Here is a 13755-nt window from a genome sequence, read left to right as displayed (position 1 = left end):
AATCCACGGCGCTACACGTAGCCGAGTTCCGACAGCCGCTCTTCCACGTCGCTCGGGAGGTCCTGGTCCTCGCCCAGGTCCACGTCCCTGACGACCAGCGAGTCGACGATGTCGTCGATGGCCGCCCGTATCGCCGCCTCGTCGCCGCCGTCCCACGTCCGGAACCCGTCGAGCGTCTCGCAGCCGTAGGACCCGTCCTCGACGACCGCGCCGTTGAGCGGCGCATTGTATCGCTCGACCGTCGCCTCGTCGCACCCCTGGTTTCGGAGGTGTGAGATCCGCTCGGCGCGCAGGCCGTGGCGCTCGGCGAGGTACGAGCGCGACCCGCGGTCGGCGCGCAGGTCGCGCCCCCGCGCCTCGTCGTCGTCGACGCCGGCCGCCGACAGCACCGTCCGGTAGACGTCGAGCAGCCCCACCGTCTCCTCGCGGGTCTCGGTCGCGTCGCCGCCGTCCCAGACGGTCAGCGGCACGTGGGTCAGCACGGGGTAGAGCCCGTGGTTGTGCCCCCAGACGCCGTCCTCGCCGAACATCTCCCCGTGGTCCGACAGCGTCACGACCACGTCGAATTCCTCGCGCAGCGCCGCGAAGATGTCCCGGTAGACATCCGAGAGGTACCGGACGCAGTCCTCGTAGGCCTGGCGCACGTCTGCCGGGTCCGCCTCGGGCCCGTCGCCGACCGTCTCCTCGAAGCTGGGGTTGGCCGAGACGTCGACGGTCCGGTACCCCTCCGGGGCGTTGTACGGCCCGTGGGCCTCCATCAGGTTCACGAAGAGGAACTCCTCGTCGCCGAAATCGGTCGACTCGACGAGGTCGAGCACCTCGCTGGCGCCGTCGTCCGAGCCGGCGATCGAGGCGATCCCTAGGTCCCGGGACTTCATCCTGACGCCGAACTTCAGCGACTCGACGGTGTCGACGTCGTCGTCGAAACAGCGCCTGACCGCCTTGAGAAAGCGCGTCGGCCCCTCGCCGCGGGTCTCCGAGATGAACTCCGCCCAGTCGACGATGTCGGGGTCGCGCCGTCGGCCCCGCCAGCTGTGGTGGAACTCGTCGAACCCGCGCGTGAACTGAAAGGCGTCGGCGATGTTCGCGTTCGCGCTGAACCCGCGGGTCGTGTAGCCGGCCCGCGAGAGGTGCTCGGCGAGGACCGTCTTCTCGCAGTCGAGCGCCGTGGTCTTGGCGTACACGCCCAGCTCGCTCGAATAGCGGCCGCCGAACAACGTCGCGTGGACTGGGACGGTCCACCCGCCCGGCGACCAGGCGTTCTCGTATCTCGCGCCCGGCAGCCACTCGAAGTGCTCGTCGAACGAGTCCTTCCGCAATGTATCCATCACCACAAGTGCGACGTTTGTCATATACAATTCATATTTACATGTACCCTAGGTCTTCGAGCTGCTCTTTGACGCGGTCACCGCCGACGTCTCCGCCCTCACCGCTCGCCGTGCGATGCGTCGGTGCCCCCGAGTGGTCGGTGCCGTCGAGTTCTGACTCGATGGCCGCTCGCACGTCCACGACGCTCGCTATCTGCTCGACGAGCGATTCGTCGGTTGCTGCTACCATCGCCTCGTGTGTGTGGACGCCGTCCTGCAGGCCATGGTCGCTGATCAGCAGGAGTTCGTCGTCCGCCCCGAGGTCCGCGCGGAGTTCGCCGACGAAGTCGTCGATCTCGTTGTAGGCGGCCCGCTGGAGGGCTGGACGGTCGTAGGTGACGTGCCCGATCAGGTCGAGTCCGCTGGTGTACGCGAACACCAGCTCGTACCGGCCACCGCGGTAGGCCCGCCGCGCTCTTGCCACCCGTATCATCGCCATCTCCATGCACTGCTCGTAGAACGTCTCGGGATCCGAGGAGGTGTGTCCGCCGGTCGCCTCCGGGTCGCGCTCGAACAGGTCCCCCAGACTCCGCCTGAGGGCGTGTTCCCGGTCCTCGCTGTCCGGGTCGACCACGTAGTTCGGGACTCCGATCGGTATCGCCTCCCGTCCGTCGAAGACGGTGGTGAGGCCGTTTTCAGCGTAATAGGTAGCCGGCGTCCGGAAGGCGTCGGTGTCGGTATTGGTCAGCAGCCACGCGCCAATACGGGTCTGGAGGCCGTCGGGAATCACGAAGTCCGCGACGCGACTCCCGGCGTTCAATAGCGGGTTGCCCCATGAGACGCCGTCGTCGCCGAGTTCGAGCCCGTGCTCCGACGGCGGGAGGCCCGTGATGATAGTCGGCCAGAGTTCGTGGGTGCTGGGCTCACCGGCGACACTCTCGATGGTTTCGATCGAGCGATGAGCGGCGAGCGTGAGGTTCCCGTGCGCCTCGGAATCGACGAGCTCCGGATCCAGCGCATCGATACCGAGCGCGACGACCGTCATTGGCCTTGTATTAGATCGCTAAAACAAAAATACATCGGCTTCGACGAGGCGCTCTTACCTCACGACCGGCGCGCGATCGCCCTCGATCGGGGAAGGGGTCACAATGAGAAAACTTTTGACCGCTATGGAACTGCTGTCGTCCATGAAGATCGGGTACTTCTGTTATCTTCTCTCTGGCACCGGTCCGCGGACGCGGGCCGCCGATATCATCGATGCGGTCGCGACGGAGACCGACCACGAGGTGGTCGTCCTGACTCACGAGCCCGAGAAGGTCAGAGGTCCGGCCCGGGTCCACGCCGTCTCGATCACGGATCCGCTCTCTATGCTCCGTCTCGCACGGCGGGAGTTCGCCGATGCCGATGTCGTTCACGTCCCGATCAACGTCTATCAGGTTCTGTTCGTTCGCCTTGTCTACCGAGGATCGTTAGTGGGGGGAATCGGACCTGGGATCCAGCCCACGCCGTTCCACCGGTATCTCGGCCGGTTGCTCGGGATCGACGTGAAGATCAAAGTGCTCGAGAGTGACACGATCTGGGACGAAACGGGATACGACACCGAGGTCTGTACGGCCACTATCGATACCGACCTGTTCCATCCCTACGACGGTGAACGGATCCGCGAGTTACGGCGGGCGCGCGATATATCCGACGACGAGACGGTCGTGCTCTACGTCGGTAAGCTCACCGAGGGACAGGGCGCGCACATCGTCGACGAGATGGCGCGTCTGTCCGCCGACGACGGGGATATCAGGTTCGTCGTCGCCGGCGACGGGCCAATGGCGGACACCTTCCGCGATCGGGACGACCTCACATACGAGGGGTTCGTCGACAACAAGTCGCTACCCGAGTACTACAACCTCGCGGATGTGACCGTCGCACCCCGAAAGTTCGACAGGACATCGAACGTCGGCTTGGAGTCTATCGCCTGTGGGACGCCGATGATCTCGACTGCGAAAGGCGATATCCTCGACGTGTTCGAAGACCAGAAGCCGTACGTTTGGTCCGATCGGACCCCGGAAGCAGTCCTCGAAACCGTCCGTGAGCTGGCGTCGGACCCGGATTTCTATCGAACGCAAGTCGAACGGGGCCACGAGGTGTTCGACGGGATGACACTGACGATCGACAGCGCGCTCGAGACTCATCTAGACGTGTACGAGGAACTGGCCCGCAGACGCTGACCGGCGCGAGCCGGTCCGGTTCGAGAGTGGGGTCGAAGCGACTTCCGTCACCCTGTGAACCGCGTGATATAAGCGCTGGTACGCGCAAGCGACCTGGTAAGCAATGGATGACCCCAACGTGCTGCTTGTCATACTCGACAGCACTCGGGCGAGAAACTGTAGTCTCTACGCCCACGACAACGAGACCACGCCGTTCCTCTCGCAGTTCGCCGCCGAAGCGACCGTCTTCGACCAGGCGCGGGCGCCGAGCATCCACAGCATCGCGAGCCACGCGAGCATCTTCAGCGGCTACCACGTCGAGGAACACGAGGTCACCGAACACAAGGACTTCCTGCGGCCGGAGGCGACGATCTGGCACCGCCTCGGCACCGACCACGGCTACGAGACGGGCTTTTTTACGCCGAACGTCATCGTCACCGAGACCTCGAACCTCGGCGACGCGTTCGACACCTGCGTCGGGCCCAAGCGCACGAAGTCCCACCTCTTCGAGGGCGCGCTCGCGCCCAACGACGTGGAGGGGAACCTCGCGCCGGCGGAGTTCGCCCGGCTCGCCCTCGACCACGAGCGGCCGGTCCGTTCGTTCCTGAACGGCGTCTACGAGAAGCTCTCCTCGCGGGGCGGGAGTCAGGACCCGGACGCGGAGGACGCGAACGTCTACGTCGACGAGTTCGAGTCGTGGCTCGACGACCGGAGCGGGCCGTGGGCGGCCTGCCTGAACCTGATGGACACGCACACGCCGTTCGTCCCCCACGAGGAGTTCGACCGCTGGAGCGACGGCCACGCGGTCGGCGGTCACGGCCGCGGTGACGGCGGCGAGTCGCCCGAGGCGTTCACCGACGAGTTCTGGCCGTACCTGCAGGGCCTGGAGGGGCTCTACGACGGGACGATCCGCCAGGCCGACGCCGCCGTCGAGCGACTGGTCGAGTCCCTCCGCGAGCGGGACGCCCTCGACGACACGCTCGTGGTGGTGACGAGCGACCACGGCGAGGGGTTCGGCGAGCGCAGCGACCTCGTCCCGGAGGTGCGGCTGCGACACCACAGCTGGGGGATCGACGAGCGGTTGACCCACGTGCCGCTGGTCGTCTCGACGCCCGGCGAGGGAGGCGGCGAGCGGGTCGCCGAGGCCGCGTCGCTGACGCAGTTCCCCGCGGCCGTCGAGGCCGCCCTCGACGGCGAGGACGCCGCGGCGGCGTTCGTCCCCGAGGGGCCCGTCGTCAGCTCGACCTACCGGATCCGCCCGCCGGGCGACGAGCTCGACCTGCCGCCGGCCGAGCGCGAGCGCTATTTCGGCCCCTGGCGGGCGGTCTACCGGACGACCGACGAGGGGGTCGTCAAGTACGCCCGGCGGGGCGACGACGCCGGGGAGTTCCTGGTCCCCGACGCCCAGACGGTCGAGCGACGGGCCGACACGGACGGCGGCGAGGTCGCGGCGGTGTTCGACGGCCTCCGGGAGACGGGCGTGAAAGTCGGCTCGGCCGCCGACCGGGACATGACCGGCGACGTCGAGGACCGGCTGTCCGACCTCGGGTATCTCCGATAGCGCCGGGCGCCGTTCCGACGTAGCGCCGGGTGACGGTCGCTGCTCCCGACGTAGCGCCGGGCGCCGGGGTCGCCCGGACGGGGTCCGCGCCCGACGGGACGCGAACCGAACCGCATCTTTTACCCGCGACGGCGATATTTAGCCGGATCATGCAACACGGTCGAACCGCCGTCCTGCACTTCCTCGCACAGGTGGTTCGGTCGCTCGCGGGGTTCGGGACGACCCTGTTCGCGGCCCGGTACTTCGGCGCGGCGGGGCTGGGCGTCTACTCGCAGTTCCTCGCGCTGCTGTTCTGGGTGAAACTGCCCGGCGACAGCATGACCAGCGCCGTCTCCAAGCGGATGTCTGAGGACGAGCGCACGGTCGGGCACTTCTCGGCGGGGCTGCTCGTCGTCCTCGGGTACGGGGTCGTCGTCGGGCTGGCCGTCTCCGTCCTGCAGGGGCCGGTCAACGACTTCCTCGGCGTCGACGCCGCGCTGCTGCTCGTCGCGCTCGTGGCGATCAACATGGCGTTCGACCTCGTCAAGAGCGGGTTCGTCGGCGACAAGCGGGTGGCCGTCTCGGGGTGGCTCGGGACCGCCGAGCAGGTGCTCCGACTCGGCGGTCAGGTGGCGTTCGTCGTCCTCGGCGGCGCGATGGTGCTCGGGCTCGTCTACGGGCACATCCTCTCGCTGTTCGCCTTCGCGCTGATCGGCCTGTTCCTGCTGCGCGACAGGCTCGCGATCCCGACGCGCTCGGACCTGACGGAGCTGCGGACGTTCGCTCAGTACTCCTGGCTGGGCAACCTGAAGGGGCTCGCGCTCAACTGGATGGACATCCTCGTCCTCGGGGTGTTCGTCGGGGACGGCCTCGTCGGCATCTACACCGCCTCGTGGACGCTCGCCTCGTTTCTCACGCTCGCGAGCAAGTCCATCGCGACGACGCTGTTCCCGCAGCTGAGCGATCTGGGCAGCCGCGGCGACTTCGAGAAGGCGCGGGAACTGGTCACCGACGCGATGCTGTTCAGCGGCGTCTTCCTCATCCCGGGCGGGTTCGGCGCCGCCGTCCTCGGCTCGGAGCTGCTGCAGGTGTACAGCGCCGAGTTCGCGACCGGCGGCACCATCCTCGTCATCCTCATCGGCGCTCGGCTGTTCCACGCCTTCGGCGGTCAGTTCATCGGGGCGCTCAACGGGCTCGACTACCCCGAACTCGCCTTCCGGATCAACGCCGTGTTCTTCTCGACGAACTTCGTCCTCAACGTCGTCCTCGTCTACCTGTACGGCTGGTACGGCGCCGCCGCCGCGACCCTCCTGTCGACCGTCGTCTACGTCGTCCTCGGCTGGAGACTCCTGACCCGGAAAGTCGGCGCCATCCGGGTCCCCTACCGGGCGATCGGCCACCAGGTGTTCGCCAGCGCGGTCATGGCCGCCGTCGTCTGGACGGTCCGACCGGCGACGCCCAACCCGCTGTACGTGACGATCGCGCTCGTCGCCGTCGGCGCTGCCGTCTACGGCGCCGTGCTCGTGGTGATCTCGGCCCCCATCCGCGGGAAGCTCCGCGCGCTCGCCGACCTCGACTGACGGGCCCGGCCGAGAAGGGACCGGCGAGGGCCAGCGAGCGGCGCCGGCTCGGGTCTACTCCACGTAGCCCAGGTCCCGGAGCTGCCCCTGTAGCTCCTCGGGCACCTCGTCTTCGACCCCGGTTTCGGTCTCGCGGTGCTCGAAGGTGACGCGAGCGTCGCGGCTGACCAGCCGGCGCTCGAAGTCCTGCCAGAGCACGGTCGCCCGTTCGTGCCACGGCGCGATCGTGATGGTGTAGTCGGTCGTCGTCTCCAGCAGGTCGTTGCCGTCCCAGCCGTCGGCCACGTCGGCGCCGGCGCTGGCGGCGATGGTCGGCGTCAGATCGAGCAAACTGAGCGGCCCCTCGGCGTCGATCCCGTCGAAGACGACCGGGACCTCGACGAGGCAGTCGTCGACGCGGCGGAGCTGGGGCTGGTGGAAGTAGTAGCCCTCGTCGCCGAACCCCTCGCCGTGGTCGGCGGTGAAGACGAACTTCGGGTCGTCGCTGTCGATCTCCGCCAGCAGGTGCCGGATGTTCTCGTCGGCGCGGTCGAGCGACCGGCGGTACTTGCGCTCGATCTCGGCCTCTTCGGCGTCGGTGAGCTGCTCGGGCTTGAAGAAGGCCTTCTGGTCCAGCTCCTCGGAGACGGCGTCGTCGCCGGCGCCGTAGGGGCGGTGGGTCTCCATGAGGTGGACCCACAGGAACCGGGGGCCTTCGGCGGCGTTGAACCACTCGACGGCCTGGTCGACGACCTCCCGGTCCCGCGGTCGGTTCTCGCTCTTGGCGTGGGGCGGGTAGAACTTGTAGTAGATCCGCCGCAGTAGGTCGAAGTTGGCGAGGTACTGCCGGAGGCCGCTGCCGCGGTTGCCGGGCTCGATGAAGCTGTCGTAGCGGTCGAACCCCTCGGCGAACCCGAACGTGGCGTCGGTGTTGGGGTTCGGCGAGCACCCCAGACAGGTGTAGCCGGCGTCCGAGAGCGCCCCGGCGAGCGTCGGCTCGTTCACACGCCCCGTCAGGACCGACTCGTAACTGGACGCGTGGATGCTCGCCAGACTCGGCCGCGTGTACTGGGCGGCCGTTATCCCGGTCGCCACGTCGAACGAGGAGACGAACTCCATCTCGTCGACGTAGTCGGCCCGCACCGAGTCGGCGGTGACGAAGACGATATCGTCCATTCGTTCGCGTACTCGCCCAGCGTCGGGATGACGTTTTTGGTCGCCGCCATCGGGACGGCGTCCGGCGACCGACCCGCACCATCCAAGTGGGCCGGGGGTGTAGCGGGACGCAGAGACCGTCGCCGATGTCACAGCCACGTGCCGCCCTCTCCGTCGACTTCGAGTTTTTCACCCATCTGCCGGCCTACCGCGGCGCCCGCGGCGTCACCGACCGGCCAGCGGTGGGCCTCGGCGGCGTCACGGCCCTCCTCGACGCCTTCGCCGACGCAGACGCGTCGGGCACGTTCTTCACCGTCGGCGAGATCGCCGACGAGCATCCGGCCGTCGTCGAACGCGTCGCGGCAGAAGGGCACGAGGTCGCCTCCCACACTCATACTCACCGGCATCTCTCCGAACTCGACGGACCCGAGCGCCGCGACGAGCTCGTCCGCTCGAAGGAGCGCCTCTCCGAGGTGATAGGGAGCCCCGTCACCGGCTTCCGCGCCCCCTCGTTCGACCTCGGACCGGGTCACTTCCGGACGCTGGCGGACCTGGGCTACGAGTACGATTCGAGCATCGTCCCGTGTCGGTCGATCCCCGGCTGGTACGGCGGCGAGTTCGACGCCGAGCGACCGACGCGGGCGAACGCCGTCGATCCGGCCGCGCCCGCCGACCTCGCGGAGGTGCCGGTCGCGGTGATGCCACGTCTGCGCCTGCCGCTGACGGGGACCTGGATCCGGTTTTTCGGCGTCGAGTACACGATACTCGGGATGCGTCTGCTCGCCCGCCGCGGCGTCCCGCCGGTGCTGTACGTCCACCCTTGGGAACTCGTCGACCTCCCCGCGGTCGAGGGGGTGCCGAAACGGGTGTACGTCCGGACGGGCGCGTACATGCGGCGAGCGGTGCGACGGATCCTCGACGAGTCGTTCGAGTTCGTCACCGTGCGGGAACTCGCGGACAGCGTCGTATCGCCCGGATCGGCCCCGTCCGAGGGGCGTGAGTGAACGTGAGCGGCGGCGACGACTCGAGTGCCGGACGGGACCCCCGTCGCACCGTCCTCTCGGCGCTGCAGTGGCTCGTCGCGGCCGGGGCGTTCTGGTACGTCGCTCGCGGGGTCGACTGGTCGACCACGCGCGCCGAACTCGCGACGCTCGACGCCGTCGTGGTCGCGGGCGTTCTGGCGATCACCGCGGCGGAGTTCGGCTCGCGGTTCGCGATGTGGCACGCGCTGTTGAACGGGCTCGCGCCGACGACGCTGCGGACGACCGCCAGCGTCGACTTGGTGATCAAATTCGTCAACCACGTCGTCCCGTCGAAGGCGTCGGGCCACTCGGTCGCGCCGCTGGTCGTCCGCCACTACACGGGGGCCGACTGGGCCGAGGCGGTCAGCGTCGCCGGCCTCAACACCGGTCTCTACGCCGCGCTCTACGGGCTGGTGGCGCTAGCCGGCCTCGGCCTGTTCGCCCCGCGCCTGGGCGGCGGTTGGCTGGTCGTCATCCTGCTGTCGACCGCCCTCTATCTCGTCGCCGGTGCGCTCGTCCTGCTCGCGGGCCGGCGGATGAACGCGGCCGGCCGCCTGGCGAGTCGGCTGGGCGGCCTCCTCGGCCGAGTCCCGCGGGTCGGCGACCGCCTCGCGGGCGTCGCGGGCGCGCTCCCGTCGTTCACCGCCGATTCGGCCGGCGTCTTCCGACGGCTCTCCGCGAAACCGTCCGTGGTCGGGCCGTACGCGCTCGGGTGGGTGGGGACGCTGATGGTGTTTCCCGGGCTGCGCGTCTGGCTGGTGCTCACGGGCCTCGGGGGGGAGTTCGCGCCCGCCGCCCTCCTTCCGGTCGTGCTCGTCACGGCCTACAGCGTGACCGTCCTGCCGCTGACGCCCGGCGGGGTCGGCGTCGCGGAGGCTTCGGCGACGGCCGTCCTCGTCGCCCTCGGCGTCGCGCCGGAGCTCGCGCCGGTCGTCGTCCTCCTCGACCGCACCTTCGGTGTCTATCTCCCCGCGGTGCTGGGCTGGCTTCCGGCCGCGAACCTCGACTTCGCGGACCTGCTCGTTCAGGGCGAGCAAGGGGATGGATAGCCGGTACCGACCCCCCGGATCGGAGTCGGTCCAGCGACCGCGTGGCGCCGCTATGGAATGCCTACCGTCTGGACGAACGAAACGTATTTCCCGTGGCCTTGCGGCGTTTCGATAATGACGCGGACCTTCGTTGTCGGGCTCGACGGCGCCGCCTGGCGCCTCATCGAGCCCTGGATCGACGACGGGTACCTCCCCAACTTGGCGGCCCTCCGCGAGTCCGGTACGTACGCGACCAACCGGAGCTGTCTCCCCCCGGTCACCTATCCGAACTGGAAGTGCTATTCGTCGGGGAAGAACCCCGGCAAGCACAGCGTCTACTGGTGGGAACGCATCGACCTGGCCGACGAGCGCATCGATATCATGGGTGGACGCGATTTCAGGACCGCCGAGCTGTGGGACTACCTCAACGCCGACGGCCAGCGCGCGGCCGTCGTCAACATGCCCTCGATGTACCCCCCGCGGGAGGTCGACGGGTACGTGGTCTCGGGGGGGCCCGACGCCGTCGAAGGCGAGTATCGCTCGCTCGACACCGGCTACACGTTCCCGCCCGAGTTCGAGCGGGCGCTCACCGAGTACTACGACTACCAGGTCCACCCCGACCCCCTCCTCTCGTCGAACGACGAGCGCGGCGCCGAGGTCGACGAGATCCTCCGTCTGCTCGACCTCCGCCTCGAAGTCGCCCGCGACCTCTTTCTGGAGGAAGACTTGGAGTTCACGCACGTCACGCTGTTCTACCTGAACGTGCTGCATCACTTCTTCTGGGACGAGGAACCCACGAAACGGGCCTGGCAGCTAGTCGACGAGTGGCTCAGCGAGCTGGCCGACCTGCCGGACACCAACCTCGTGATCATGTCCGACCACGGCGCGGCGGCGACGACGACGGAGTTCTACGTCAACGAGTGGCTGGCCGAGAACGGCTATCTTACCCGTGCGAGCGGCGTCGAGGACTACTTCCAGCGGGTGGGGCTCACCCGTGAGAACGCGCTGGACGTGGCCAAGCGCTTCGGGATCGTCGACGTCCTCGCGAAGACGATCCCCGAGAGCGTTCAGGAACTCGTCCCCCAGAGCGCGGGGGCAAAACGCGAGCGCAAGATGGAACTGATCGTGCCCGAACAGACGAAGGCGCTGGCCAGCGGCCAGGGGCCGATCTACCTCAACCCCCGGTTCGACGTGGCGTCGGTCCGCGAGGACCTCATCGCCGACCTCGAAGCGGTCACGGACGAGCGCGGCGAACCGCTCTTTACGGGCGTCTACCGCGCCGAGGAGGTGTACGACGGCCCCTACGTCGACATCGGGCCGGACGTGGTCGTCGACCAGCGCCCGGGCGTCCACGTCAACGACGGGATGGGCGGCGACGCCGTCCAGACGAAGCCCGACCGCTGGGCCGCCGAGAACACGCCGACGGGCATCTTCGTCGCCGACGGGCCGGACTTCCGGTCTCGCGGCGAGATCCCCGAGATCGACATCCGCGACATCGCGCCGACGATCCTCGCCGCCCACGGCGTCGACATCCCGACCGACGTGGACGGCGAGGTGCTCGACATCTTCGTCGACGACCCCGGCGTGGGCACGCAGGCCCCAATCGACCACGAGGACGCCCGTGCGGGCGGCCCCTCCGAGGAAGTGGCCGACCGCCTGACCGAACTCGGTTACATGGAGTGAGCGAAGCGAGGCGGGCCGAGACGAGCCCGGGGAGTCCCCGAAGTAATACGCAACCAGCCCGTAGGTGCTGACACGGAATGTCCCTCCGTTCGCTACTCGACCTGCCGGTCGAGATGGGCTGGCGCCACGTCCTGTTCGCCAACTGGCCGGTCGACCCCGACCTCGTCCAGGCGCACCTCCCCGAGTCGCTGACCGTCGACACCCACGACGGACAGGCCTGGCTCTCGGTCGTCCCGTTCACCAACGTCGCGGTGCGCCCTCGCGGGCTCCCCGAGTGGGCCGGCTTCCGGCTCCCCGAGCTGAACCTGCGGACCTACGTCAGCCACGAGGGCGAACGTCGGCGGGCGGACGGCCGCGACGGGTCGGGCGACGACATCGGACCGACCGACGACGGCCCCGCCGCCGACCGCGGCGTCTACTTCTTCAGCCTCGACGCCGACGGGGTCCTCGGCGTGACCGGCGCCCGCGTCTTCCACCACCTGCCGTACTACTTCGCGAGCATGTCGATGCGCGCCGAGGGGCCACAGATTGTTTTCGAGAGCGAGCGCTGGCACCCCGGCGCGCGACCTTGCGACTTCGACGCTCGGTACGGGCCCGCCGGTGACGAGTTTCGGTTCGAACCGGGCTCGCTCGACGAGTTCCTCACCGAACGCTACCGCTACTACACGGAGACGCCCGGCGGGGAGTTGCGATACGCGCAGATCCGCCACCGACCGTGGCCGCTGTACGAGGCGTCGGTCGACATCGGCGACAACGAGGTGTTCGAGACCAACGGCTTCGCGACGCCCGAGAGCGACCCGGTCTTCCGCTACAGCCCCGGCGTCGACGTGACCGCCTCGGGGAGTCGACGGGCGGAGTAGCCGACCCAGTCGAAGTCGGGGTCGGTCGGAACCGTTGCCCATACCCCGCTCGGAACCCAATCGTCGGGCGACATGCCTTCCGAGATGACCGCTTACGTCGTCGACGAGTACGGCGACCCGGACGTGTTCACCGAGCGGACCGTCGAGGTTCCCGAACCGGGACCCGAGGAGGTCCGCGTCGAGGTCCGCGCCAGCAGCCTCAACCCCGTCGACTACAAGATCCGCCGGGGCGACATCCCGGATTTCACCCCGGAGTTCCCGGCCGTCCTCCACTGCGACGTGTCGGGGGTCGTCGACGCGGTCGGCGACGAGGTCGACCGCTTCGAGGCGGGCGACGAGGTGTACGGGATGCCCGGCGGCGCCGGCCGGGACGGCGCGCTCGCGGACTACGTCGTCGGCCACGCCGGCACCTTCGCTCACGCACCCGAGACGCTCCCGCTGGCCGACGCGGCCGCGCTCCCCGTCGTCGCGCTGACGGCCTGGGAGATGCTCACCGACAAGGCGACGGTCGACGTGAGCGACGACGTACTCGTCTACGGGGCCAGCGGCGGCGTCGGGCACGTCGGCGTCCAGCTCGCCCGCTGGCTCGGCGCCGACGTGACCGCGACGGGCTCGACCGAGGCGAAACGGGCGTTCGCCGCCGATCTGGGCGCCGACGCCACCGTCGACTACACCGAAGCCGACGTAGGGTCCTACGTCGGCGAGCACGCCGACGGCGCCGGCTTCGACGTGGTCTTCGACCCGGTCGGCGACGACCACCTCCAGACGGCCTTCGAGGCGGTCCGCCCGTTCGGCAGCGTCGTGACCACGGAGTCGAGTTCGACCCAGGACGTGTCGGCCCTGCACGCCAACTCGCTGGAACTCGGCGTCGTGCTCGTCATCCTGCCGGTGCTGCTCGGCGAGCGCGAGGAGCGGGTTGGGGAGGAACTGGCCGACATCGCGGCGCTCGTCGACGACGGCGCCGTCGAGCCCCACGTCGACGAGCGCTTCGCCTTCGACGAGGTCGCCGACGCCCACCGCCTCGGCGAGGACGGCGACTTCGTCGGGAAGATCCTGCTCGAAAACGAGTAAACGAACACAAAACACTTGTTGCGGTGGCCGGTTTCTCGGCAGTGATGCCCTCCACGATACCCACCGCGATACCGCTACAGACGGGCGAGGCGGCGTTCGTCCTCCTGTTCGGCCTGCTGTTTTTCGTCGTCGGAATCGCACTGATATTCTGGACGTACAGCGACGCCCAGAAGAACAGCAGTCACCCGGCCTTTCTCTGGGCCATCGTCGTCTTCCTGGCCCCGCTGCTGGGGCTGGTGCTGTACTTCCTGATCGGTCGCAACCGGAAGTACTGAGCCGGCGGCCCGACCCTCCCGGACGGGTCCTCCCGGTCGCTACCGGATCGGTCC

12 protein-coding genes are annotated in these 13755 nt (G+C 68.7%); 9 read left to right on the top strand and 3 right to left on the bottom strand.

The window, feature by feature from the left end; all coding sequences use genetic code 11:
* Nucleotides 1-11: 11 nt before the first annotated feature.
* Together HZS54_RS20515 and HZS54_RS20510 are read right to left on the bottom strand one after the other, a co-directional pair.
* Entirely contained in the window at nt 12-1328 is a 1317-nt protein-coding gene (locus tag HZS54_RS20515) for a sulfatase-like hydrolase/transferase (protein ID WP_179918920.1), read from the bottom strand.
* Nucleotides 1329-1365: 37 nt separating this feature from the next.
* On the bottom strand, nt 1366-2352 hold the full coding sequence (locus tag HZS54_RS20510) for an alkaline phosphatase family protein (RefSeq protein WP_179918918.1): 987 nt from the start codon (nt 2350-2352) through the stop codon (nt 1366-1368).
* 124 nt (nt 2353-2476) lie between these two features.
* On the opposite strand from HZS54_RS20510, the gene HZS54_RS20505 reads away from it, so the two are divergent.
* The 3 genes from HZS54_RS20505 to HZS54_RS20495 all read left to right on the top strand — a co-directional run bounded on the left by HZS54_RS20505 (nt 2477) and on the right by HZS54_RS20495 (nt 6628).
* Nucleotides 2477-3529 carry a glycosyltransferase family 4 protein gene (locus tag HZS54_RS20505; RefSeq protein ID WP_218927092.1) on the top strand — a complete coding sequence of 351 codons (1053 nt, stop codon included), beginning with the start codon at nt 2477-2479 and terminating at the stop codon, nt 3527-3529.
* A gap of 103 nt (nt 3530-3632) precedes the next feature.
* The gene (locus tag HZS54_RS20500; RefSeq protein ID WP_179918916.1) at nt 3633-5069 is read left to right on the top strand and encodes a sulfatase-like hydrolase/transferase; all 1437 of its coding nucleotides are present in this window, start codon (nt 3633-3635) and stop codon (nt 5067-5069) included.
* A 149-nt stretch (nt 5070-5218) separates the two neighbouring features.
* Nucleotides 5219-6628: an oligosaccharide flippase family protein gene (locus HZS54_RS20495; protein WP_179918915.1), complete on the top strand. Its 1410-nt coding sequence runs from the start codon at nt 5219-5221 to the stop codon at nt 6626-6628.
* Nucleotides 6629-6682: 54 nt separating this feature from the next.
* Here the strand turns inward: HZS54_RS20495 and HZS54_RS20490 are convergent, their stop codons facing one another.
* Entirely contained in the window at nt 6683-7783 is a 1101-nt protein-coding gene (locus HZS54_RS20490) for a sulfatase-like hydrolase/transferase (protein ID WP_179918913.1), read from the bottom strand.
* A gap of 125 nt (nt 7784-7908) precedes the next feature.
* On the opposite strand from HZS54_RS20490, the gene HZS54_RS20485 reads away from it, so the two are divergent.
* The 6 genes from HZS54_RS20485 to HZS54_RS20460 all read left to right on the top strand — a co-directional run bounded on the left by HZS54_RS20485 (nt 7909) and on the right by HZS54_RS20460 (nt 13701).
* Nucleotides 7909-8766 carry a polysaccharide deacetylase family protein gene (locus HZS54_RS20485; RefSeq protein WP_179918911.1) on the top strand — a complete coding sequence of 286 codons (858 nt, stop codon included), beginning with the start codon at nt 7909-7911 and terminating at the stop codon, nt 8764-8766.
* Nucleotides 8763-9833: a lysylphosphatidylglycerol synthase transmembrane domain-containing protein gene (locus HZS54_RS20480; RefSeq protein WP_179918909.1), complete on the top strand. Its 1071-nt coding sequence runs from the start codon at nt 8763-8765 to the stop codon at nt 9831-9833. Before HZS54_RS20485 ends, HZS54_RS20480 begins: the two co-directional genes overlap by 4 nt.
* Nucleotides 9834-9947: 114 nt before the next feature.
* Entirely contained in the window at nt 9948-11495 is a 1548-nt protein-coding gene (locus HZS54_RS20475; RefSeq protein WP_179918907.1) for an alkaline phosphatase family protein, read from the top strand.
* A gap of 77 nt (nt 11496-11572) precedes the next feature.
* Entirely contained in the window at nt 11573-12355 is a 783-nt protein-coding gene (locus tag HZS54_RS20470; RefSeq protein WP_218927091.1) for a YqjF family protein, read from the top strand.
* A 72-nt stretch (nt 12356-12427) separates the two neighbouring features.
* Nucleotides 12428-13426, top strand: a complete 999-nt coding sequence (locus HZS54_RS20465; protein WP_179918905.1) for a zinc-binding dehydrogenase — start codon at nt 12428-12430, stop codon at nt 13424-13426.
* A gap of 44 nt (nt 13427-13470) precedes the next feature.
* On the top strand, nt 13471-13701 hold the full coding sequence (locus HZS54_RS20460) for a PLDc N-terminal domain-containing protein (protein WP_179918903.1): 231 nt from the start codon (nt 13471-13473) through the stop codon (nt 13699-13701).
* Nucleotides 13702-13755: the final 54 nt, after the last annotated feature.

The sequence above is a fragment of the Halosimplex pelagicum genome (assembly GCF_013415905.1).
Taxonomy (GTDB): domain Archaea; phylum Halobacteriota; class Halobacteria; order Halobacteriales; family Haloarculaceae; genus Halosimplex; species Halosimplex pelagicum.
The sequence above is the reverse complement of the archived record's forward strand: the minus strand, read 5'-3'. Positions and strand labels throughout refer to the sequence as shown.

Bases quoted from the DNA above. Each gene is read 5' to 3' on its own strand.
- HZS54_RS20515 (WP_179918920.1), bottom strand. From the start codon at position 1,328: ATGGATACATTGCGGAAGGACTCGTTCGACGAGCACTTCGAGTGGCTG.
- HZS54_RS20510 (WP_179918918.1), bottom strand. From the start codon at position 2,352: ATGACGGTCGTCGCGCTCGGTATCGATGCGCTGGATCCGGAGCTCGTC.
- HZS54_RS20505 (WP_218927092.1), top strand. From the start codon at position 2,477: ATGGAACTGCTGTCGTCCATGAAGATCGGGTACTTCTGTTATCTTCTC.
- HZS54_RS20500 (WP_179918916.1), top strand. From the start codon at position 3,633: ATGGATGACCCCAACGTGCTGCTTGTCATACTCGACAGCACTCGGGCG.
- HZS54_RS20495 (WP_179918915.1), top strand. From the start codon at position 5,219: ATGCAACACGGTCGAACCGCCGTCCTGCACTTCCTCGCACAGGTGGTT.
- HZS54_RS20490 (WP_179918913.1), bottom strand. From the start codon at position 7,783: ATGGACGATATCGTCTTCGTCACCGCCGACTCGGTGCGGGCCGACTAC.
- HZS54_RS20485 (WP_179918911.1), top strand. From the start codon at position 7,909: ATGTCACAGCCACGTGCCGCCCTCTCCGTCGACTTCGAGTTTTTCACC.
- HZS54_RS20475 (WP_179918907.1), top strand. From the start codon at position 9,948: ATGACGCGGACCTTCGTTGTCGGGCTCGACGGCGCCGCCTGGCGCCTC.
- HZS54_RS20470 (WP_218927091.1), top strand. From the start codon at position 11,573: ATGTCCCTCCGTTCGCTACTCGACCTGCCGGTCGAGATGGGCTGGCGC.
- HZS54_RS20465 (WP_179918905.1), top strand. From the start codon at position 12,428: ATGCCTTCCGAGATGACCGCTTACGTCGTCGACGAGTACGGCGACCCG.
- HZS54_RS20460 (WP_179918903.1), top strand. From the start codon at position 13,471: ATGCCCTCCACGATACCCACCGCGATACCGCTACAGACGGGCGAGGCG.